General features: G+C 68.5%; 24 protein-coding genes and 3 tRNA genes. 17 read left to right on the plus strand and 10 right to left on the minus strand.

Going from position 1 to position 21609, the window contains the following annotated elements; genetic code table 11:
• Positions 1-6: 6 nt before the first annotated feature.
• From M3Q35_RS34840 to M3Q35_RS34860, 5 genes are all read right to left on the minus strand, one after another.
• Positions 7-486 carry a hypothetical protein gene (locus M3Q35_RS34840; RefSeq protein ID WP_273936775.1) on the minus strand — a complete coding sequence of 160 codons (480 nt, stop codon included), beginning with the start codon at positions 484-486 and terminating at the stop codon, positions 7-9.
• A gap of 169 nt (positions 487-655) precedes the next feature.
• Positions 656-1555, minus strand: coding sequence for a galactofuranosyltransferase GlfT1 (glfT1, locus tag M3Q35_RS34845; RefSeq protein WP_273936776.1), 900 nt, complete (start codon positions 1553-1555; stop codon positions 656-658).
• Positions 1552-2373 (minus strand): galactan export ABC transporter ATP-binding subunit Wzt/RfbE, encoded by an 822-nt coding sequence (wzt, locus tag M3Q35_RS34850; RefSeq protein ID WP_273936777.1) that lies wholly within the window; start codon positions 2371-2373, stop codon positions 1552-1554. The genes glfT1 and wzt overlap by 4 nt, the downstream gene beginning before the upstream one ends.
• A gap of 16 nt (positions 2374-2389) precedes the next feature.
• A complete protein-coding gene (gene wzm, locus M3Q35_RS34855; RefSeq protein WP_273936778.1) occupies positions 2390-3292 on the minus strand; it encodes a galactan export ABC transporter permease subunit Wzm/RfbD in 903 nt (300 codons plus the stop codon).
• Between the two features lie 81 nt (positions 3293-3373).
• Positions 3374-3928, minus strand: coding sequence for a bacterial proteasome activator family protein (locus M3Q35_RS34860; RefSeq protein WP_273936779.1), 555 nt, complete (start codon positions 3926-3928; stop codon positions 3374-3376).
• 59 nt (positions 3929-3987) lie between these two features.
• Between M3Q35_RS34860 and M3Q35_RS34865 the strand changes: the two genes are divergently transcribed.
• Entirely contained in the window at positions 3988-5187 is a 1200-nt protein-coding gene (locus tag M3Q35_RS34865; protein WP_273936780.1) for a cysteine desulfurase-like protein, read from the plus strand.
• A complete protein-coding gene (locus M3Q35_RS34870) occupies positions 5180-5809 on the plus strand; it encodes a class I SAM-dependent methyltransferase (protein ID WP_273936781.1) in 630 nt (209 codons plus the stop codon). The genes M3Q35_RS34865 and M3Q35_RS34870 overlap by 8 nt, the downstream gene beginning before the upstream one ends.
• Here the strand turns inward: M3Q35_RS34870 and M3Q35_RS34875 are convergent.
• Positions 5799-6785, minus strand: a complete 987-nt coding sequence (locus M3Q35_RS34875) for an NAD(P)H-quinone oxidoreductase (RefSeq protein WP_273936782.1) — start codon at positions 6783-6785, stop codon at positions 5799-5801. The two genes, M3Q35_RS34870 and M3Q35_RS34875, sit on opposite strands and share 11 nt — an antisense overlap.
• Before the next feature lie 54 nt (positions 6786-6839).
• Between M3Q35_RS34875 and M3Q35_RS34880 the strand changes: the two genes are divergently transcribed.
• A complete protein-coding gene (locus tag M3Q35_RS34880) occupies positions 6840-7478 on the plus strand; it encodes a GNAT family N-acetyltransferase (RefSeq protein WP_273936783.1) in 639 nt (212 codons plus the stop codon).
• A 75-nt stretch (positions 7479-7553) separates the two neighbouring features.
• On the opposite strand, the gene ypfJ is transcribed toward M3Q35_RS34880, so the two are convergent.
• Positions 7554-8465, minus strand: coding sequence for a KPN_02809 family neutral zinc metallopeptidase (gene ypfJ, locus M3Q35_RS34885; protein WP_273936784.1), 912 nt, complete (start codon positions 8463-8465; stop codon positions 7554-7556).
• A 478-nt stretch (positions 8466-8943) separates the two neighbouring features.
• Positions 8944-10635, minus strand: a complete 1692-nt coding sequence (locus tag M3Q35_RS34890; protein ID WP_379794526.1) for a bifunctional metallophosphatase/5'-nucleotidase — start codon at positions 10633-10635, stop codon at positions 8944-8946.
• Between the two features lie 157 nt (positions 10636-10792).
• Between M3Q35_RS34890 and M3Q35_RS34895 the strand changes: the two genes are divergently transcribed.
• The 12 genes from M3Q35_RS34895 to M3Q35_RS34950 all read left to right on the plus strand — a co-directional run bounded on the left by M3Q35_RS34895 (position 10793) and on the right by M3Q35_RS34950 (position 19671).
• Positions 10793-11227 carry a MarR family winged helix-turn-helix transcriptional regulator gene (locus tag M3Q35_RS34895; protein ID WP_273944580.1) on the plus strand — a complete coding sequence of 145 codons (435 nt, stop codon included), beginning with the start codon at positions 10793-10795 and terminating at the stop codon, positions 11225-11227.
• 21 nt (positions 11228-11248) lie between these two features.
• Positions 11249-11333, plus strand: a tRNA-Ser gene (locus M3Q35_RS34900).
• Between the two features lie 446 nt (positions 11334-11779).
• Positions 11780-12058: a hypothetical protein gene (locus tag M3Q35_RS34905; RefSeq protein ID WP_273936786.1), complete on the plus strand. Its 279-nt coding sequence runs from the start codon at positions 11780-11782 to the stop codon at positions 12056-12058.
• Positions 12055-12441 carry a PIN domain-containing protein gene (locus tag M3Q35_RS34910; RefSeq protein ID WP_273936787.1) on the plus strand — a complete coding sequence of 129 codons (387 nt, stop codon included), beginning with the start codon at positions 12055-12057 and terminating at the stop codon, positions 12439-12441. The genes M3Q35_RS34905 and M3Q35_RS34910 overlap by 4 nt, the downstream gene beginning before the upstream one ends.
• Before the next feature lie 237 nt (positions 12442-12678).
• The gene (locus M3Q35_RS34915) at positions 12679-13344 is read left to right on the plus strand and encodes a maleylpyruvate isomerase family mycothiol-dependent enzyme (protein WP_273936788.1); all 666 of its coding nucleotides are present in this window, start codon (positions 12679-12681) and stop codon (positions 13342-13344) included.
• A gap of 30 nt (positions 13345-13374) precedes the next feature.
• Complete coding sequence (locus tag M3Q35_RS34920; RefSeq protein WP_273936789.1) at positions 13375-14370, plus strand: hypothetical protein; 996 nt, start codon at positions 13375-13377, stop codon at positions 14368-14370.
• Between the two features lie 62 nt (positions 14371-14432).
• Positions 14433-14642, plus strand: a complete 210-nt coding sequence (locus M3Q35_RS34925; protein ID WP_273936790.1) for a hypothetical protein — start codon at positions 14433-14435, stop codon at positions 14640-14642.
• A gap of 99 nt (positions 14643-14741) precedes the next feature.
• A complete protein-coding gene (locus M3Q35_RS34930) occupies positions 14742-16484 on the plus strand; it encodes a hypothetical protein (RefSeq protein ID WP_273936791.1) in 1743 nt (580 codons plus the stop codon).
• A gap of 177 nt (positions 16485-16661) precedes the next feature.
• On the plus strand, positions 16662-17711 hold the full coding sequence (locus M3Q35_RS34935; RefSeq protein WP_273936792.1) for a carboxypeptidase-like regulatory domain-containing protein: 1050 nt from the start codon (positions 16662-16664) through the stop codon (positions 17709-17711).
• Between the two features lie 63 nt (positions 17712-17774).
• Positions 17775-18335, plus strand: a complete 561-nt coding sequence (locus M3Q35_RS34940) for a hypothetical protein (RefSeq protein WP_273936793.1) — start codon at positions 17775-17777, stop codon at positions 18333-18335.
• Entirely contained in the window at positions 18332-18907 is a 576-nt protein-coding gene (locus M3Q35_RS34945) for a class I SAM-dependent methyltransferase (protein WP_273936795.1), read from the plus strand. Before M3Q35_RS34940 ends, M3Q35_RS34945 begins: the two co-directional genes overlap by 4 nt.
• An 89-nt stretch (positions 18908-18996) precedes the next feature.
• Positions 18997-19671 (plus strand): dienelactone hydrolase family protein, encoded by a 675-nt coding sequence (locus M3Q35_RS34950; protein WP_273936796.1) that lies wholly within the window; start codon positions 18997-18999, stop codon positions 19669-19671.
• Here M3Q35_RS34950 and M3Q35_RS34955 read toward each other — a convergent pair whose 3' ends face one another.
• Entirely contained in the window at positions 19672-20316 is a 645-nt protein-coding gene (locus tag M3Q35_RS34955) for a CoA transferase subunit B (protein WP_273936797.1), read from the minus strand.
• A complete protein-coding gene (locus tag M3Q35_RS34960; RefSeq protein WP_273936798.1) occupies positions 20316-21068 on the minus strand; it encodes a CoA transferase subunit A in 753 nt (250 codons plus the stop codon). The genes M3Q35_RS34955 and M3Q35_RS34960 overlap by 1 nt, the downstream gene beginning before the upstream one ends.
• A 192-nt stretch (positions 21069-21260) precedes the next feature.
• Between M3Q35_RS34960 and M3Q35_RS34965 the strand changes: the two genes are divergently transcribed.
• A tRNA-Ser gene (locus tag M3Q35_RS34965) sits at positions 21261-21349 on the plus strand.
• A gap of 35 nt (positions 21350-21384) precedes the next feature.
• Positions 21385-21457 (plus strand) — tRNA-Arg (locus tag M3Q35_RS34970).
• Positions 21458-21609 lie beyond the last annotated feature (152 nt).

The raw sequence follows: 21609 nt of genomic DNA on the forward strand, positions 1-21609 counted from the left end.
CTTTCGTTACCTCACAGCGTCGGCGAACTCCGGCGTCGGGAGGTTCTCGGCCACCCAGCGCTTGAGCGTGGCCAGGCTGGAGACCACGCCGCGCTCGGCCCGCAGCCGGCGCCAGATGCGCTCCTGCGGCAGCCCGGCGGCCCGCAGCTCGGCGATGAACTCGCGGTTCTGGTCCAGCTCACGCCACGTGGTCCGGCGCAGCCGCGGCTGCGTGATGACCGGGTGCCGGCGTGCGATCAGCAGGGTCCAGTCGGCCGAGGTCAGCGGCGAGCTGCCGGGTCGGATACCGGCGGCCAGCGCGCAGTCGGCGTACTTCTTGACGGTCTTGCGGTCCACCCCGACGGCGGCGGCCACGTCGGTGGTGGAGTCGCCACGGTGCCAGCGAGCCAGCATCTCGGCGACCTGGGCGGGCGTGAACGTGCGGCGAGCCATGACAAGTCCCCTCTCGTCGGCGCCGGGCCCGGTGGCGGCATGTCCCCTCTGCACGCCGCCACCTTCGGCGCCTTGGTCATCCACGGTCACTTCCGGCTGACCTGGGCAACGCTAGGCGCGAGGGTTTGGGGAAACCTTGAGCCCGATCTCAAGGGTCGACGGGGCGTGAACGCGAAACCGCCCCGACTCCGGGACGGAGTCGGGGCGGTTCGGGGTTACCGGGTCACTTGCGGTAGAAGCGCTCGTGACGGCCCTGGAGCACCAGCTTGAGCCACTGGACGAACAGCTTCGGGTCCTTGCGCTGGGTCAGGAAGTACAGCCCGAACCGGGCCACCTCCAGCAGGCCGAGGTGGCGCAGACCCGGCTGAGACAGCAGGTAACCGCGGTTGCGGTACGTGTAGTAGCGCTTGACCTCGTTCTCCGGGTCCTGCGCGTGGAACTTGCCGCCCAGCATCGGCTTGAACTCGCCGCTGCCGTTGGGGTGCAGGTACTGGGTACGCAGGCTGGTGCCGAACGGCAGGCCGCTGCGGACCAGGCGGCGGTGCACCTCGACCTCGTCGCCGCGGAAGAACAGCCGGTAGTCCGGCACGCCGACGATGTCCAAGGCCTCGGCCCGGAACAGCGCCCCGTTGAACAGCGAGGCGATGCCGGGCAGGAAGTCCTCGCCCAGCTCGTTCGCGCCGCGCTTCCAGCTCAGGCCGCGACGCAGCGGGAAGGCCAGCGTCTCCGGGTCGTCGATGTCCGCGACCACCGGCGACACGCAGGCCAGCCGGCGCTTGGTCGCCTCCTCGAACAGGATCTGCAGCACGTTCTCGTCGGCCGGGCGACCGTCGTCGTCGGCCAGCCAGACCCAGTCCGCGCCCAGCGCCAGCGCGTGCAGCATGCCCAGCGCGAAGCCGCCGGCGCCGCCCAGGTTGCGGTGCGAGACCAGGTACGTGTTGGGGATCCCGCAGGACTCCACCACGTCCTTGGCCGGGTGCGTGGGGTCGTTGTCCACCACGACCAGGTGGTCCACCGGCTTGGTCTGGGCCGCCATCACCTTCAGCGAGTTGGCCAGCAGCTCACGCCGGTTGTGCGTGACGACAACCCCGACGACCGCGGCCTTGCGCAGCCGGGAGCTCATGCGGTCTCACCGTTGGGCAGCACCGGCGCCTCGGTCAGCCCGAGCCGCTCCAACGTCTCCTGCGACATGTGCTCGAACGGGTCGCGGCCCTTGTACGCGGTGAGCACCTCACGCAGCCCGCCGCGCATCTTCATCTGGCCGTGGTCCATCCAGATCGCCGAGTTGCACAGCTCCATCAGGAACTCGTCCGAGTGCGAGGCGAAGACCAGCAGGCCGGACCGCTTGACCAGGTCGTTGAGCCGGTTGCGGGCCTTGTCGAGGAAGGCCGCGTCGACCGCGCCGATGCCCTCGTCCAGGATCAGGATCTCCGGGTCGATGGAGGTGACCACGCCCAGCGCCAGCCGGACCCGCATACCCGTGGAGTAGGTGCGGATCGGCATCGACAGGTAGTTGCCCAGTTCGGAGAAGTCGGCGATGTCGTCCATTCGCTGCTCCATCTGCTTCCTGGTCATGCCGAGGAAGAGACCGCGGATGATGATGTTCTCGTAGCCCGACAGCTCGGGGTCCATGCCGACGCCGAGGTCGAACACGGGGGCGACCCGGCCCTTGATCTGCGCGGAGCCCCGCGTCGGCTCGTAGATGCCGGCGAGCATGCGCAGCAGGGTGGACTTGCCGGCGCCGTTGTGGCCGACCAGGCCGACCCGGTCGCCGTGCTTGAGCGACAGCGTGATGTCACGCAGCGCCTCGATGATCGGGACCCGGTTCTCGGTGCCGATCCGACCGCCGGCCTTGCCGAGCACCGCCTTCTTCAACGACCGCGTCTTGGCGTCGAAGATGGGGAAGTCGACGGAGGCGTTCCAGACTTCAATGCTGACCATGTTCGGGAAGCCTCACTCACACCCAGTAGGAGATGCGGGCACGGTAGTTCTTCATCGCCAGCAGGGCCAGCGCCCAGCCGACGACGGTCATGCCGCCCACCACGATCCAGCTCAGCGGCGCCACGTCCTGGCCGATCAGCGGGCCCCGCATGACCTGCATCAGGTGGTACAGCGGGTTCCAGTCCAGCACGAACTGGCCGAAGGCCTTGTTCTTGCCGAGGGTGTCGATCGACCAGACGATCGGCGTCGCGTAGAACAGCAGCTGGATGATGGCGTTGATGACCTGCGGGATGTCCCGGTAGCGGGTGCTGATGATGCCCAGCAGCGTGGCCACCCAGCCGCCGTTCAGCGCCACCAGCAGGAAGCCCGGCACCACCAGCACGAGCGTCCAGCTCAGGCCGGGCGCGGTGGGTTCGCCGCCGTCGACCATGGAGTACGGGTGGTTGATGCTGGTGAAGAAGATCGCCGCCACGATCACGTAGACGATCAGGTTGTGCAGCAGCAACAGGGTCTGCCGCCAGATCGTGCGCAACACGTACACCGACATCGGGGCCGGCAGATGCTTGATCAGGCCCTCGTTGGAGATGAACGTGCTCAAACCCTCCAGCAGGCAGCCGGAAAGGAAGTTCCAGACGATGAAACCGACCGTGACATAGGGCAGGAATGTCGCGGTGTTGGCCTGGAAGAGGAAGCCGTACAGCAAACCGGTGCCCAGCGCCGTGACGCCCATGCCGATGGTGATCCACAACGGACCCAACACCGAGCGGCGGTAGCGCTGCTTGATGTCCTGCCAGCCCAGGTGGGCCCACAGCTGGCGGTTGGCCAGGCCCGTGCGGATGTCCGCGAACGCGCGCGACCAACTGCGGGTGGAGGGCGCCAGCGGCTCCACGGGGCGGTCGATGGTGCTTGAGGGATGCACGAGGAACGAGGGTACCGGCGTCATTCCATGGTGTTACGCCTGGGCGGTAACTGCTCGGGTGATGACGCCGGTCCGTCGTTGCTACAGGTATTGGCCGCTGCCCCGGATGTGCTGCGTGTCCGGATCCGCACCACTGATGCCTGGCGGCAGCGCCCGGCCGCGCATCTGCTCCAGCTGCACCCGCGCCGCCATCTGCTGCGCGAACAGGGCGGTCTGGATGCCGTGGAACAGGCCCTCCAGCCAGCCGACCAGCTGGGCCTGGGCGATACGCAGCTCGGCGTCGGACGGGGTGGAGTCGTCGGTGAACGGCAGCGACAGCCGCTCCAACTCGTCCCGCAGCTCCGGCGCCAGGCCGTCCTCCAGCTCAGTGATGGACGCCTTGTGGATCTCCCGCAAGCGGTTGCGGGAGGCGTCGTCCAGCGGTGCGGCCCGTACCTCCTCGAGCAGTTGCTTGATCATCGTGCCGATCCGCATCACCTTGGCCGGCTGCTCGACCAGGTTGCTCACGTCCTGGCCGGCCTCGGCCTCCTCGGCAGACGGCACCCGCGCGGAGCCGAGCTGGGCTCCGTCCGGGCCCACCACCACGATGTGCTGCGGTCCCGTGCCGTTGGACTCGCTGTCGTTGGGCGCTGTCATGCCTCCATCCTGGCACCCGGGAGTGCCGCTTCGCTGCGTGCTCGCCTACGGTGTGTGGCATGGCGTTCGACGTCGCTCGGGTCCGTGGGCTGTTCCCCGCTCTCGGCGACGGCTGGGTGCACCTCGACTCGCCGGCGGGCATGCAGGTGCCCGAGCAGGTCGCGACCGCCGTTTCCACCGCGCTGCGGGCCCCGGTCTCCGGACCGGGAGGCATCTTCCCGGCCTCGCAGCGGGCGGAGGCGATCGTGGACGCGGCCCGGCGAGCCGTCGCTGACCTGGTCGGCGCCGACCCCGCCGGGGTCGTGCTGGGCACCAGCTCGGCCGTGCTGCTGCAACGGCTGGCCGATGCGCTCGGTGACGGCTGGCTGCTCGGCGACCAGGTCGTGGTGTCCCGGTTGGACCATCCGGCCAATGTCTCGCCGTGGCAGCGGGCCGCGCAGCGTTCCGGTGGGACGGTGCGCTGGGCCGAGATCGACATCGAGACCTGCGAGCTGCCGGCCTGGCAGTACGACGAGCTGGTCTCGGCCCGTACCAAGGTGGTGGCCATCACCGCCGCCTCCGGCGCGGTCGGCACCCGGCCCGATCTCCCCAAGATTGCCGAGACCGCGCACAACGCCGGCGCGCTCGTGGTCGTGGACGCCTCGTCGGCGGCCCCTTTCATGCCGCTCGACATCGTTGCCATGGGCGCGGACATCGTCGCCGTGTCGGCCAACGCCTGGGGTGGTCCGCCGGTCGGCGCCCTGGTGTTCCGTGACGCTTCGCTGTTGGATCGGCTGCCGTCCGTGGCCCTGGAGGCCGGTGCCCGCGGGCCGGAGCGGCTGGAGTTGGGACCGCATCCGTACCCGCTGTTGGCCGGGCTGGTGGCCTCCGTCGACTATCTGGCCTCTTTGGACGATGCCGCCGTTGGGCCGCGCCGGGAACGGCTGCTGGCCTCGCTGGGCTCGATGAAGTCCTACCAGGCCGGTCTGCTGTCCCATCTGATCAACGAACTCCGCTGGTCCCGCAACGCCATGGTGATCGGCGACGCCATGCGGCGTGTGCCGTCGCTGGCCTTCACCGTGACCGACGTGAAGGCCGTGGAGGCGGTGGAGCACCTCGCCGAACGCGGCGTGTGCGCCTTCGCCGACCCCGGTCAGAGCGACGTCTTCTCCGTGCTCGGCGTGGGTGAGATCGGCGGGGCGGTGCGCATCGGGTTGGCCCACTACACCAACCAGATGGAGGTCGACCAGCTGATCCGCGCGCTGGCCGACATTGGATAGCCGCGCCGCGGCGGACGTGTCGGCCTGGATCCGGCTGACCCCGCTGCTGACCGAGTACCTGCCGTTCACCCGCGCCGACCTGCGGCCGTCCGCGCTCACTGTGCTGCTGGACGAGGTGCTGCTCGGCGCTCGCAGCGTGCTGGTCGAATGCGGCTGCGGCGCCGGCTCGGTGTTGATCGCCCGGCTGCTGCACCGGCGGGGCTTCGGGCATCTGCTGTCGTTGGAGCACGACGAGCGCCAGGCCGCTTTTGTCGCCAGCCAGCTGCGCCGTGAGGGCCTCGGGCACGTCGCCCGAGTCGTGCACGTGCCGCTTCAGCCCCATCCCGCCGCCATCGGCTCGGCCGGCTGGTACGCGCCGGAGATCGTGCACGACGAGGTGTCCGAGTACGTCGACCGGTACGGGCTGGTCGACCTGCTGCTGGTCGACGGGCCGTCAGGCGACGACCTGATCCGCTACCCCGCCATGCCCGTGTTCCGCGGCGTGCTGGCGCCCGGCGCCGCCGTGCTGCTCGACGACATCGGGCGCCCCGGCGAGCTGACCGTCATGGACCGCTGGCGGCGGGAGTTCGCGCTCCGCTTCCGTAGCGAGGAGACGATCGGCTACGCGCTGCTCACGCCGTGAGCACGACCTTGCCGAACACGTCCGACGCCTCCAGCGCCCGGTGCGCCTCCGCCGCCTGGGCCATCGGCAGCGTGCGGCCGATGATCGGCTTGATTTTTCCCGCTTCCACCAGCGGCCACAGCCTGTCGCGGACGTCCTGCACGATGTCCGCCTTGCTGCCCTTGCCCGTCACCGGGCGGGCCCGCAGACCGGCCGAGTAGATGCCGCCCCGCTTGGCCATCAGCGCGCCGATGTTCAGCTCGCCCTTCACACCGCCCTGCATGCCGATGTTGACCACGCGGCCGTCCATCGCCAGCACGTCGATGTTGCGGGCCAGGTAGGAGGCGCCCATGTTGTCCAGGACCACGTCCGCGCCGTGGCCGTCGGTGGCCTTCTTGACCTCCTCGACGAAGTCCTGGGTCTTGTAGTTGATCGTGATGTCGGCGCCCAGCTCCCGGCAGGCGTTGAGGCGCTCGTCCGAGCCGGCCGTGACCGCCACGGTCACGTTCAGCGCCTTGCCGATCTGGATCGCGCACGTGCCGATGCCGCCCGCGCCGCCGTGCACCAGCAGCACGTCGTGCTCGGTCAGGCCGGCCGCCTGCACCACCGTCGACCACACCGTGCACACCACTTCCGGCAGGCCCGCCGCGTCGATCAGGCTCACGTTCTTCGGGCGGGGCAGCAGTTGCACCGCCGGCACCGCCACCTTCTCCGCGTAGCCGCCGCCGGCCAGCAGCGCACACACCTCGTCGCCAACCTGCCAGCCTTCGACGCCGTCGCCAAGGGCCGCGATCGTGCCCGAGCACTCCAGCCCCAGAATCTCCGACGCGCCCTTCGGCGGTGGGTAGAACCCTTGGCGCTGCAACAGATCCGCCCGGTTCACCGCCGTAGCCGCGACGTCGATGAGCACCTCGCCCGGCTTCGGCGTCGGATCCGGCGCCTGAGTCCATTCCAGCACTTCCGGCCCGCCCGGCTGCCCGATCGTGATCGCCTGCATGGCATTGACCGTAATCCGCTGGCCGGGTCGGTGCTTCGCGGGCACCATCACGTCATGGAGCCTTGGCCACTGCGGAACCTGGTGCTACGGACCCCTCGACTCGAACTCCGCCCCGACGACGACGCAGGCGTTTTCGAGCTCATCGAGGTCGCCCGCGGCGGCATCCACGATCCGTCGTTCATGCCTTTCGGCTATCCGTGGACCGATGTCCCCGACGCCGAGCTCGGCATCAACACCCTGCGCTTCTACTGGTCGCAGCGCGCCGGCTTCCGGCCAAGGGACTGGAACCTGAACTTCCTCATCCATCTCGACGGCCGCGTGATCGGCACCCAGTCCGTGCATGCCCGCGACTTCGCCGTCACCCGTGAGGTCGCCACCGGCTCTTGGCTCGGCCGTCGCTTCCAGGGCCACGGCTACGGCACCGAGATGCGCGCCGCTGTCCTGTCTTTCGCCTTCGACCACCTCGGCGCCATCCAGGCCCGCACTTCCGCTTACGCCGACAACGCCGCTTCCCTGCACGTCAGCCGCTCCCTCGGCTACGTCGACGACGGCACCCTCCGCGACAGCCGCCGCGGCGAGCCCACCGTCCAGCTCCGCATGCTCCTCACCGCCGACCGCTTCGCGTCGTTCCGGCCGCACTGGAAGCTCGACGTCACCGGCCTCGAGGAGTGCCTACCCCTGCTGATCGCCTGACCCCGCGCACCCTCGATTCGCCACATGCGCTTCCCATGTGTCGTCAGATGCCACATAGGAAGCGCATGTGGCAGTTCAGCCCAGGTTGTCGGTGTTGAAGGTGTCGCAGGAGGCCGGGTTGCCGCTCTGGTAGCCGGTCGTGAACCAGTGCTGCCGCTGCGCCGACGTGCCGTGGGTGAACGAGCCGGAGTTGACCTGCCCGTTGCCCAGGTTCTTCTGGATGAAGTCGTCGCCGATACGGGAGGCGGTGTCCAGCGCGTTGGTGATGTCCTGCTGCGACACGTTGCTGATCAGCGGCTTGCCGTTGGCGCCGGGCATGGTGGTGGCGTGGTTGGCCCACACGCCGGCGTAGCAGTCGGCCTGGAGCTCGAGCCGCACGGAGCCGGAGGTGGCGCCGCTGCCCTTGCCGATGTTCTTGGACGTGCCGAGCAGGTTCTGCACGTGGTGCCCGTACTCGTGGGCCAGCACGTAGCCCTCGACGAACGGCCCGCCGGTGGCGCCGAACTTGGTCTGGAGCTCCTTGAAGAACGACAGGTCGATGTACACGTGCTGGTCGGCCGGGCAGTAGAACGGGCCCATGCCGGTGGTGCCGGTGCCGCAGCCGGTCTGCTGCCGGTTGCTGAAGAAGATCGTGGTGGCCTTGCGGTACGTCTTGCTCGACCGGGCGAACTGGTCCTGCCAGTAGGCCTGGATCGAGTTCACCAGGGCCACGTCCCGGCAGTCCTGGCTGGCGTTGGCCTGCGCGCCGGTCTTGCACTGGTTGATCGTGGAGTTGTTGGGCTGCCCGGACAGCTGGTTCGACCCGCCGCCGCCGGCGAAATGGCTGATGACCAGCCACAGCACCAGGCCGACGATGCCCAGCCCGCCGCCGCCCAGCGCCAGGCCGCCGAGCGGGAAGCCGCCGAAACCGCCACCGCCGCCACCGCCCGAACCCCGGTAGTCCTCGACCTGCGAGGTGTCGAGCTCCGCGTCGTCGTTGAACTGCACGGTTCCTCCCGTTCCGATCGACGACGTCCACGATAGGCGGACCCCGGACATGCCTGGGTGCGGTGCCCCCGAAGGTCACCGCACCCAGGCCCTACCGGAAAACGTGACGGTCGCGGTCGTCGCGAGGTTGGCGTGGAACCTCACCAGGTGCGCCCTGAAACGCATCCGATGTGGGGTTCAACATCGTCGACGTGCGCGAATGAAGGACCAACGCCCTCGGCGTCTGCGCACCCGAGACCTAGCTGGTGCTGCTCACAGTCGCGACCGGACAGGCACCGACCAACCCGGCCGCGGGGGTGCAGCCAACACACCGACCGTCACAGCGAAGCTCTTCCGCCATGCAACCACCTGGTCCCTTCCCGGTGCTCCGCGAAACCCGTTTCCGCTGGGCCGTCCGTGTTCCGAGCTTGCTCCGACGTGACCTTGATCACAACCCCCTCGGGTACCTGAATCGGTTGATTGTGCTGGTCACACAGGGTCAGGGCGTCCGAGTGATGCGGTCGGCAGCAGGCGGAGCCAGGTTCGGGTGCGCCGTCAGGTACGCCGTGAACGCGTCCAGGTCGATCGCGCCGCCGACCAGGCCGGTGCCCTGCGTCAACACCGTGAAGCCGTCACCGCCGCCGATGAGGAAGTTGTTCGCGGTCACCTTGTAGCTGCCGTCCGGGGTCACCGGCTGGCCGGCCACGGTGATCGACGTGATCCGCGAACCCACGGGGGCCGACGCCGACCACGTGTAGTGCAGGCTCGACGAGATCTGCAGCATCTTCGTCGCCACCGTGCCGTTCGGCTGCGGCTGCCACTGCTGCTCCAGCACGGCCTTGAGCTGCGCGCCGGTGAACGTCACCGTCTGCAGGATGTTCGAGAACGGCTGGATGGTGAACGCGTTGGCATACGTCACGGTCCCGTCCGGCACGCCCGCGGTCGACGACTTGAAGTTCAGGTCGGCCCGGATACCGCCCGGGTTCATCAGCGCCACCTGCGCGCCGGCCGACTGCGTCGACGCCAGCTGGGCGTCACCGATCACGTCGCCCAACGCCGACTCGCCCGAAGGCTGTTGTGCCGCAACGATGTCCGAGGTGATCGTGCCGACAGCCTTGTTGGCGATCGGCGCCGCCTGCGTCACGGCCCTGGACACCAGCGCCTGCACGGTCGGATCCGGCGTCACGTCCCGCGTGACAATCTCGTTGTGCGCCACCGTCTTCGAGCGGATCGCGTCCTTGGTGCGCGGGTCGATCTTCAGGTCCACGACCGAAAGCAGCCGGCCGAACGAGGCGCCCTGGATCAGCGGCCGCGGGTTGCCGGCCGGGTCCGGCACCGAGCAGTTGTACTGCTGGTGGCTGTGGCCGGAGAAGATCACGTCCACCTTCGGCGACGCCGCCTTCGCGATCGCCAGCGCCGGTCCGGGCGAGGTCCGGCAGTCGTCCGGGCCGCCACCCTCGGTGTTGTCACCCTGGTGCAGCAGCACGGCAATCGTCTTCACACCCAGCCGGTCGAGCAGGTCGGCCGACCGGTTGATCGCCTGCACCTCGTCGCCGAACTTCAGGCCCTTGATCGCGTCCGCCGACGTGACACTGGGCAGATCCTTCAGCGGCACGCCGATCACGCCGACCGGCACCCCGCCGCTGAAGTCCACAGTGAACGGCAACGCCGCCGGCAGGCCGTTGTCGAACGTCATGTTCGCGGCCAGGTAAGGGAACTTCGCGCCCTTGAACGGCTGGTCGAACTGGCAGCCGGTGTCCTTGGCGCAACCGCCGAACTGCTTGCGCAGCAGCTCCTGGTAGCCCTTGTCCAGCTCGTGGTTGCCGATCGCCGACGCGTTCACGCCGATGTCGTTCATGAAGTCGATCGTCGGCTCGTCGTGGAACAGCGCCGAGGCGAGCGGGGAGGCCCCGACATTGTCGCCGGCCGAGAACACCAGGGTGTTCTTCGTCCGCAGCTGCTGCACGTGCGTCGCCATGTACGCCGCGCCGCCCGCCATGACGGTCGTGCCGTCCGACAGCGTCACCCGGCCGGCCGAGCCGGCCGGCGGCTCCAGATTGCCGTGGAAGTCGTTGAACGCGATCAGGCGCAGGTCGATCGGGGCCTGCGTCGCCTGCGCCGGGACACCGGTCAGCGTCAGCGCCGCCGCGGCGGTGACCGCCAGTGCGCCGAGCCGTCTAGCCAAGACGATCATGTAGATCCTTCCGGATTGCGCCCGACTCCCCGTTCGGGCGTTCGGCGCAGGAGTGTGCCCCGAGACCCGCGACAACGCCAGGGTCGGCGACTGAACGGCACGTGACGGTTAGCCTTGACAGGTGAGCGAACCCCGATGGCTCGACGCCGGCGAGATGGCCGCCTGGCGGGCCTACCGCGTCGCCAGCATCCTGCTGGAAGGCCAGCTCCACCGTGAGCTGGTGGACGCCCACGACATCACCCTCGCCGACTACGAAGTCCTCGTCCGCCTCGCCGAACGCCCCGAGCAGCGGATGCGGATGAGCGTGCTCGCCGGCGAAGTCGCCTCCTCCAAGAGCCGCGTCTCCCACCAGATCGCCCGCATGGAACGCGCCGGCCTCGTCGAACGCGACAACTGCACCGACGACGGCCGCGGCGTCTACGCCGTGCTCACCGAAGCCGGCATGGCCAAACTCCGCGAAGCCGCCCCCACCCACGTCGACGGCGTCCGCCGGCACATGATCGACCTCACCACCGACGCCCAGCAGGCCACCATCGCCAAGGTCTTCGACCGCGTCGGCGCCATGCTGGCCGAGACGCCGGAAGACTGACCGGCTACCCTGACACCCCAGGGAAGCGTGGCAGAGCGGCCGAATGCATCCGCCTTGAAAGCGGAAGACGGGCAACCGTCCGGGGGTTCAAATCCCTCCGCTTCCGCTCAGGGGTGGTGTGCTCGGTGCCTTCGGCACCTTCGCCTTCCGCTCCAGGTGTTTTGTGGGGCTCTCGCCCCACACCCCAAGCCAAGGGGCTTCGCCCCTGGACCCCTTCGGGCTCGGCTTCGCCGCTCTTGCGGGGCTTCCGACGGTGGACGGGGATGCCCGCGCGTTCACGCAGTTCGCCCAGGCGCGCGTCGTCCGATGCTCGGCGCCATTCCTCCCAGCCGTCGACGCTGGTGTTGGTCAAGGTGCGGCACGCACCTGGGTTTGTCCGACTCCTGGTCGGCGTCCAGCCCAAGGACTCGGCGCAGGACTGAGTCGACGGTGTCGACCAGCGGTACTGCCTGACGTTGGATCGCCTCGAAGACCTCGTCCGGTCGAAGCTCCGCAAGTCACCCGTCGGGCGAGTCTTCGGCAGATTATTAGAAGCTTTGTTAAACTGGCCCCATGGCGGATGAGCAGATCCCTGGTGAAGGCGCTACGACCGTCGTCTCGGTGTCGATGCACAGCGGCACGATCGGTGCCGTCCGTGGTCGTGTCGGTCCTCGCGGTGTCTCCGCCTACATCGAGGCGGCAGTTCAACGGCAGATCGAACGTGACAACCTCGACGAGCTCATAGCGGCCGCTGAGGCAGAGCATGGGCCGGTCACTGCGGAGGAAATCGAAGCCAAGCGTCAGCAGCTCGCGCAGCTGCGCGACGAACACCGTGGTGCTGGTGCCGCATGACCCTTGTGTTGGACAGCGAGGGACTTGCCAAGGCGGTGCTTCGCGACCGTGAACTGACAGCCTGGCTGGCCGCAGCGCGTGCTGCGGACGAACGGGTGATCACCAGCGCCGCGACCCTGGTTGAAGTCATCCACCCTCGGATCAACCGAGCCTCGTTTGACTGGGTGATCTCCCGCCTGTCCGTTGAGCCGGTCACAGCCGACGTGGCCAGGCAGGCGGGTGCTCTCCTGGAGCGCGTTGGCCGCCACGGCCACAAGTACGCCATTGACGCAATGCTGGCGGCCACGGCACTTGCCGCTCATGGCCCGACAACCGTCCTCACCTCCGACCCTGAGGACATCGCGATGCTTTGCGGTCACCTGGTGACGGTTGTAAAAGTGTGAGGGTGCCTCGCAGGGCGGCGGTGCATCGCGGCACGCGAACGCGATCGAGTCCAGTGCACACGCTTCGGCGGCTGCGCCGCTTCGCCCTGGCGCTCCAGGTGTTTTGTGGGGCTCTCGCCCCACACCCCAAGCCAAGGGGGCTTCGCCCCTGGACCCCCTTCGGGCTCGGCTTCGCCGTCGCCCCCGGGTGCGTGGGTCCGGTATGTGGGTTTGTTTGCATTCTGGTAGGGGATTGGTGTGGATTCGTTGGGGGCATTGCGGGCTGAGTGTGGGGCGTTGGTTCGGGTGTTGAGGGGCCTTGAATCTAGCGCGTTTGTGGTGCCGACCAATTGTCCGCCATGGGATCTGGGGGAGTTGGTGGTGCATATGGCGGACAGTGTTTCTTTGCGACGGAAGCTTTCTGATGGTGATGGTCGGTTGTTCAGTGCTGCCGATTACTATCGGCGGCCGGAGCGGGGTAGTGAAGAATATCGGCGGAAGAATGTCGAGAAGACTCAGCGGTTGGCGGGGAGTGTGCCGGCTGGGGTGACGGCGGTTGAGTGGTTTGAGCGGGTTGCGGGGGAGACGTTGGCCGTGCTTGAGGGGGATGATCTGGGGCGAGTGGTGGAGGTGCCTGGGTTCGGTGTGATGCGGTTGGGGGATTGGGTGGCTACGAGGGTGGTTGCGGTGGCGGCCCACGGATTGGACGTGGCGATTTCGTTGGGCAGGGAAGGGTGGACTACGGAGGAAGCATTGAGGGTTGTTCGGCCGGTGTTTGTGGATTTGTTTGAGGGAGAGCCGGCGGTGGAGTTGGGATGGGATGATGTGGCGTTTTTGGCGGTGGCTACTGGCCGGCGGTTGTTGACGGACAGGGAGCGGGAGGTTCTCGGGGAGCGGGCGGGACGGTTTCCGTTGTTGTCGTAAATGGGTGGCGGGGCTGTTTAGGGTGGGCGGATGGGCGATATGGAGCTTTTTGGGGATGTGGTGGAGTTCGGGGAGGTGCTGGGGGTTGATCATGGGGTGACGGCGGAAAGGGTGGCGGAGGTGCTGGGGGAGCACTTCGCGGACGTGGGGAAGGCGACGCTGAGGCAGGACTTCGGGCTGGTGGAGTTCTACTGGCAGCGGCGATCTGGCGGGCGTGGGTGGTGGGGCGGCCACTTCACGGTGCAGGTGCATCGGCTGACGTACGGGCGGGCGCGTGATCGGCGGCGGACGGTGGGGGAAGCCGTGATGGCGCGGTATGGGCGCAAGTATCGGAAGGTGCTGACGTTCGATGCGCTGAAGGCGGAGCTGGATCGGCGGAAGGTGCGGCTGGTTGAGGGGGACTACGGCAATCTGCCGTACGTGAAGCGGTACTGGCAGCCGGAGTCTGAGATCGACGTGCTGGTCAACGCGGATGCCGACTACGCGGGCGACATCGGGCGGGTGCTGAAGATCTGCTCGAACAGCTGCGGGGGTTGGGGTGAGGCAGCGAATCGGGATCAGGTCAAGGCGCTGGTGGGGATGGGTGAAACGGAGCGCGAGCGCTGGTTGGGGAAGCGTGATGGGGAAGAGCTGCGTGATGTGTGGCAGTGCGCGCGAGGGCGGGCCTGGGGCAGTGGTGAGCGGCGGCGGTCGGAATGGATTGGGCTGTATGTGTGGGCGATGCGAGCTGGGCGGGAACGGGGACTGGTTACGGCAGGGGAAGAAGCTAGAACGACTGGTGGCCTGATTGCTGCTGTTGCCGACCAATTCCCGGCGGAGTTCGAAGAGCTGGCACAAATGCTGCCGGCGGTGGACGACGTGGCGCGGGCCTGTCTCGACCAGGTTGTGACGCCCGAGCCGCTGAGGTTCGCGGACAAGCGAATGGTTGACGTGGCGGTAAGGCTGGCGGATTGGGTGCGGGACCCGGAGTTGGCTCGAGAACTGGAGAAATGGGCGGACGTGCGGTCTGGGGCGACGCGGATGTAACGCGAGGTGCCGTCACGACCGATCCCGGCGATAGGCCCACGCTCACCACAGCCCTCGGCGGTGTGGCCGCCGCCGCGACGCCGCCCAGCGGCACCCAGGTCCAGGCCGACCCGTACGCGCCGACGACCCCGACCGCGCCAACCGGGCAGGCGACGCCGACGTTGGCCTACACCGGCGTGGTCGACTTGTTCGGTCTGAGCCTGGCAGCCGGCGCCGCGCTGGTGATCGGCGCGGGCCTGGTGCTCCTGTCCCGGCGGCGTCGGACCAGTTAGGACTGTTACGCCAATTGTGTAACGCAGGATGCGGCAAGCACCGATTCTGCTGGTAGAGCCGGTTTCTACCCCGGCTGACCGAACCAGGGGAGGGGTTCCTTGTCGTATGCCCTGCTGCGCCGGATCGCGGTCGGATCCGGCGCGCTCACCATTGCACTGACCACCGTGCTCGGCGGTGTGGCGGTGGCCGACGAGAGTCCGGCCACCGCCACACCAGCCGTGACCTCGTCGCCGGCCACGCCGACGTCGGACGCCCCGACGCCGAGCGAGTCGCCGACCTCCAGCTCGCCGACCACGTCGTCGAGCGAGCCCACGCCCAGCACCTCCAGCTCGGCCGAGCCGACGCCGAGCAAGTCCGCGGCCCAGCCGAAGGACGAAGCTCCCGCGCCGAAGCTCGACGTGACGGCCAAGTTCGACAAGTCCGCGTGGGACTGGGACGAAGAGGTCACCGGCTCGATCACGATCACCAACACCGGCACGGCCCCGGCGAAGAACGTCAGCTACTGGGGCTCGGGCTACAACGCCAAGTTCACCTTCACCGGCATCCCGCCCAACTCCGGGCCGGTCATCATCGGCCACGACCTCGCTCCCGGCGAGTCCTTCGTGGTCACGGCCAAGGGCACGATCGTCGACCGGAAGACCCAGATCGTCGACCTGTTCGCGCAGGTCTGGCTGGACCGGGCCCAGGCCTCGATCAACGCGTCCGCGTACGCCTCGGTGATCCCGGGCCGTGGCGACCTCAAGGGCACGCTGTACGTCGACAAGAACGGCAACGGGCGCTACGACTCCGGGGAGGGCCTCTCCGGTGTGCGGGTCACGATCTCCGGCGGTACGACGTACCACGAGGAGCCCGCGCAGACCACCGACAGCGACGGCCACTTCGCCTTCATCCACATTCCGTTCGGCGGCTACGGCGTCACGTACGACGGTCTCGGTGATCTGGTCGCGCAGGGTCAGTACTGGACCATCGGCGACCAGCCGCAGACCGTGTTCATCGAGGCCCGGCCCAAGGTCACGGACGAGTTGGCGGCGTCGGTGAAGCTGAACTCCAACACCTATGCGGGCGGCGACACCGCGCATATCACCGTCACCCTGACCAACAAGGGCGACCGGTCCCTGCATGCCGTGACCGAGCGCTGCAACGGCATCGGTGACGCGAACCAGCTCAGCGGTTTCAGCGACGGCTGGGGCGATCTCCGTGACGGTCACGCCGGCGTCTCCGTGCCGGCGCATTCGACCATCACCATCGAGGTGACCGAGCAGGTGCCGGTCGAAGCCCGCGACTGGGGCTACACCGCGCTCAGCTGCCGGTTCGGCGAGACCGGCTTCGACGAGGTCGTCGCCGACGCCGCTTTCGCCAGCGTGCCCGGCAACGTGATTCCGTCCGTGGCGCTCACCCTGGTCTACGACAAGAACAGCGACGGCAACACCGTTCCCGTCACCGGCGTCAAGGTCTACCTGACCGACTACATCACCAAGAAGATCGTGGCCTCCGCGGTCTCCGACTCCGCCGGCAGCGCCACCTTCACCTCGCTGCCCGCTGGTCTCTACGGGATCGGCCTCGTCGGGCCGTGGAAGACGGCTGGTGAGCAGGCCACGATCTGGCCGACGCGGATGGGTTCGGTGACCATCTCGGTCGAGCCGGGCCCGGATCAGCCCGACCCCACCGTGAACCCGACCAACCCGACGACCAACGTGCCGGTCTCGCCGGCCGCGCAGGCGTCGCCGGTGCTGGCGTACACCGGTGTCGCCGACGTGCTCGGCCTGAGCCTGGCCGCCGGTGCCGCGCTCGTGCTCGGCGTGGGCCTGGTGCTGCTGTCGCGGCGTCGTCGTACCAGTTGAGTGAGCTGGACGGCCGCTCGGCACAGCGCGCCGAGCGGCCGCCCAATGTGTAACGCCGCGAACCGAACCATCCGATCTTGGTTGTAGGCCCGGCTTCTGCCCGGGCAAGGCGAACCTGGGGAGAGGTTCTCTTTGCGGTATGACCTTTTGCGTCGGATCGCGGTCGGATCCGGCGCCTTGACCATCGCGCTCACGACGGCGTTCGGCGGCGTGGCGGCGGCAGATGTGCCGTCGGCGACGACCTTTGAGCTGGCGGTGCAGTTCGACAAGGCCGACTACGGCTCGGGTGACGACGTCAGCGGCACGGTGACGATCAAGAACACTGATCCCGGGTCGGCGCACGGCGCCTTCGTGAGGCCCTTCGGCACCAACCTGTCCACCTGGCATTTCGACGAGGGGGACAACGAGGGCGTCGCCGTCCCTGCGGGCGGCACCCTCGTGCTCGGGTTCACGGCGAGCATCGCCGACCCGGACCAGCCGATCGCCATGACGGTGGACCTGAAGGCATCGCCGAACCTCCCGTCGCCGACGCTGCTGGAGGCGTACGGGACGGCCACGGTCACCAAGGTCACCGGCAGCGCGGACGGCGTCCTGTACTTCGATGCCAACGGAAATGGCCAGTACGACCAGGGCGAGGGCCTTGCCGGCGCCACCGTCAAGTTCAGCGGTGGGGTGCCGTACCACGACGAGCCGCTGCTGACGACCGACAGCGACGGTCGGTTCGCCGTCACGGACATCCCGGCCGGTCACTACTGGCCGACCGTCAGCGGTGTCGGCGGCCTGGTCGCACCCAGCATCGATGTGCATCTCGGCGAGCAGCCGCAGCACATTCTCGTCGAGGCACGGCACAAGGTCTCCGATACGCTCGACGCATCGCTCGCGCTGAACGCCGACACCTACGTGGTCGGCGACATTGCACATGTGACCGTGACGCTGACCAACACCGGCGAGCAGGACTTGGCCGGCATCTCCACCAGGTGCAACCAGGCCGGCGACCAGGACCAGCTCACCGGTGCCGGTACCGGCTGGGGCGACCTTCGCCGTGGTGGCAGTGGTGTCATCGTGCCGGCCGACAGCACGATGACGTTCGACGTGACCGAGGCTGTGCGGCCCGGTTCCGGCGCCGACGGCCGTGTTCGGGTCGTATGCCAGTTCGGCCAGTTCGGCGATGGTTTCGAGACCGGCGTCGCCGTGTCCAACACCGCGTCCGCGCACGTGACCAGCTGAACCAGGGCAACGCCAGGGTTCGACCCTGATGCTTCGAGCCTGCGCACGGCGCAGGCTCGAAGCATGGTCAAGGTACGAGACAGCGCGTGTGTCGCCGCGCCGGTGCTGCTCGGCGGCTACGGCGTGGTGCGGCTGCTCAGCGGGCACGGACCGGGCATCGGCTGGACCGTGGGGCACCTGCTGTTCCTGGCCGGTCTCGTGCTGTTCGTGCCGGTGCTGCTGACGCTGGGGGACCGGCCGGGCGCGGCGCCGGTGGTGGCCGCGGTCGGCCTGCTCGGCCTGGCGGCCGCGGCGGCCCAGGTGGTGATCGACGTCGTCGTGGGTCTACAAGCGAATGACCGGGCCGGTATGAACGTGCTGTACCACCAAGTTCAGTCCGTGCCGGGCCTGCTGCCGGCGGTGTACGTGATCGGGCCGGCGCTGTTCTACGTCTGCCTGATCGTGCTGGCGACGATCAACTGGCGCGTCCTCGGCTGGTGGAGCCCGGTCCTGCTGGCCGTCGGCACCGGATTGGCGCTGCTCAGCCTCGACCTGATCCCGGCAACCGCCGTTTGCTTCCTGTTCGCGATCGGTCCGTACGGTGTGCGCCGCACCGACCGACGACTGACTGGGGCCACGCAGTGAGTGACGCCAAGCTCTTCCTCAAGGAGTTCCTCCGCTCGCCGCTCACCACCGCGTCGGCGATCCCCAGCTCGAAGGCGTTGTCCGAGCAGATGGTCGCGCCGATTCCCGAACAGGGCGAGCCGGTGGTCGTCGAACTCGGGCCCGGCACCGGCGCCTTCACCGAAGTGATCCAGTCCCGGCTGGACGGTCGCGGCCGACACCTGGCGGTCGAGCTCAATCCGCGGCTGGCCGACGTGCTGGCCAAGCGCTTTCCCGATGTCGAAGTGATCGTCGCCGACGCCGAGCGGCTGCCGGAACTGTTGGCAGCGAGGGAAATCTTCGCCGATGTGGTGATCAGTGGGCTGCCGTGGGCGGCATATCGAGGCCGCCTCACCGAATCCGTCGCCGCGGCACTGCATCCCGCCGGCGTGTTCACCCAGTTCACCTACACCTGGACCCGCTGGGCCGGTCCGTCCAAGCGGCAGCTTGCCGGATTTCGGCGCTGCTTCGAGGAAGTCGTGCTCACCAGGACGATCTGGGGCAATCTGCCGCCCGCGCTGGTGCACGTGATGCGACGCCCGCGACAGGTTTGAAGCCCGATCACAACGGGTAGGCAACGGCGGACTGTGTCTGGGGCCGGTCACGTTGACTGGAGTTCACCCCGGCGTGATTGGGTGGCGAGATGACGGAAACCAGGACCGAAAACCTGCCGTTGACCGACGGACGCGAGCTGCGCGTGACAGCCGCGGAACCGGAGGGTGCAGCGCGGGGCGGTCTGGTGCTGCTGCACGAGGCCCGCGGGGTCACCGACACGGTCCGGCTGCTGGCCGGATCGCTGGCGGCCGAGGGCTGGCTCGTGGTGGCGCCGCACCTCTACCCGGACGCCGACGGACTGGCCGACGGCCAGCCCGCGCAGCTGCCGGTCGAGTCCGTGCTCGCGGACATCGACGTGGCCTGCGTGTGGCTCGCCGAGCGGGGCATCACCCCCGACCGGACCGGCGTCATCGGCTTCGATCTCGGCGGCGCCGCTGCCCTGATCGTGGCGACCAGGCGCGCCATCGGCGCGGCGGTCAGCGTGTCCGGACGCGGCATCCTCACGCCGCTGTCCGACGGTCTGCCCTCGCTCGTCGAGGTCGCGCACGAGCTGAGCTGCCCGTGGCTCGGCCTCTACGGCGAGCAGGACGAGCAGATCAGCGCCGAGGAGGTCGACAAGCTGCGCGACGCCGCGGCATCGGCCGACGTGGCGACCGACGTGGTTCGCGTTGCCCAGGCCAACCACCGCTTCGACACCGACCCGAAGGCCAGTGCCGAAGCGTGGCAGCGCACTCTCAACTGGTTCGACTCACACCTGCGGTGATCAGGCGACGCCGGCGGCCACCGAGATCTCGGGCTCGGTGGCCGACCGGACGTCGTCCACCGTCACGCCCGGCGCCAGCTCGACCAGACGCAGCCCGTCCGGCGTCACGTCCAGCACCGCCAGGTCCGTGATGATCCGCTGCACCACACCGCGGCCGGTGAACGGCAGCGAGCACTCCTTGAGGATCTTCGGCGAGCCGTCCTTGGCCGTGTGCTCCATGATCACGATCACCCGGCGGGCCCCGTGGACCAGGTCCATCGCCCCGCCCATGCCCTTGATCAGCTTGCCCGGGATGGCCCAGTTGGCCAGGTCACCGGATGCCGACACCTGCATGGCGCCCAAGATCGCGGTGTCGATGTGGCCGCCGCGGATCATGCCGAACGACAGCGCCGAGTCGAAGAAGGCCGCGCCCGGCAGCGTCGTCACCGTCTCCTTGCCCGCGTTGATCAGATCCGGGTCGACCGCGTCCTCAGTGGGGTACGGGCCCGTGCCGAGAATGCCGTTCTCGCTGTGCAGCACCACCGTGACGCCCTCGGGCAGGTAGTTCGGCACCAGCGTGGGCAGGCCGATGCCCAGGTTCACGTACTGGCCGTCCTCGAGCTCCCGCGCGGCCCGGGCGGCGATCTCCTGCCTGCTCCACCCCATCACTGGGCCTCCCTCACGGTCCGGCGCTCGATGCGCTTCTCGTTGTCGGTGACCAGCACCACGCGCTGCACGAAGATGCCCGGCAGGTGCACGTGCTCCGGATCCAGCTCGCCCGGCTCCACCAGCTCCTCCACCTCGGCCACCGTGATCTTGCCCGCCATCGCGCACAGCGGGTTGAAGTTCATCGCCGACTTGTCGAAGACCAGGTTCCCGTGCCGGTCGCCCTTCGCCGCCCGAACCAGGGCGAAGTCCGTCGTGATGGCCTCTTCCAGCACGTAGTCGCGGCCGCCGAACTCGCGGGTCTCCTTCGGCGGCGACGCCACCGCCACCCCGCCGTCCGAGCTGTACCGCCAGGGCAGGCCGCCGTCCGCGATCTGCGTGCCCCCACCCGCCGGCGTGAAGAACGCCGGGATGCCGCAGCCGCCGGCCCGCAGCCGTTCCGCCAGCGTGCCCTGCGGAACCAGCTCCACCTCCAGCTCCCCGGACAGGTACTGGCGGGCGAATTCCTTGTTCTCGCCGACGTACGAGGAGGTCATCCGCGAGATGCGGCGATCGTGGAGCAGGACACCGAGGCCCCAGTCGTCCACGCCGCAGTTGTTGGACACGACCTTCAGACCATCGACCCCGAGGGCGTGTACCGCCCTGATCAGATCGCTGGGAATCCCGCACAACCCGAATCCGCCGACGGCGAGGGTCGCCCCCGTTGGCAGATCACTGACCGCGTCAGCCGCAGACGGCCGAACCTTGTCCATTGTCACTCCCCGGCCACGTCGATGTGGACCCGTTCACGCTAGTGACCGCCCGCCCGGGCCGTCCACCACCGGGTGCGCGTGGTCCCCACCACACCCGTCAGGGCGTACCCGCAGGTCACACCCCCACTGACCCCCGTTTTGGACCCTGCGGGCCGAGTGTGTAGTCTTATCGACGGTAGCCGAGGGCTCCGGGGAGGCTTCGCCTAGTCTGGTCTATGGCGCCGCACTGCTAATGCGGTTTGGGTTCACCCCCATCCCGGGTTCAAATCCCGGAGCCTCCGCAACATCCTGCTCTGGTAGGGTGACAACTGAACACGCGCCCGTAGCTCAACGGATAGAGCATCTGACTACGGATCAGAAGGTTAGGGGTTCGAATCCCTTCGGGCGCACGCGCAAGAGTGGGAGAGGTCCGTTTGCCGTTGGCAAACGGACCTCTTGCTTTGTGTTTTGTGGGGCTCTCGCCCCACACCCCAAGCCAGGGGGCTCCGCCCCTGGACTCCCCTTCGGGCTCGCCTTCGCCTTCGCCCTGGGGGCGTGGGAT

Origin of the sequence: Kutzneria chonburiensis (assembly GCF_028622115.1) — a bacterium.
GTDB lineage: Bacteria > Actinomycetota > Actinomycetes > Mycobacteriales > Pseudonocardiaceae > Kutzneria > Kutzneria chonburiensis.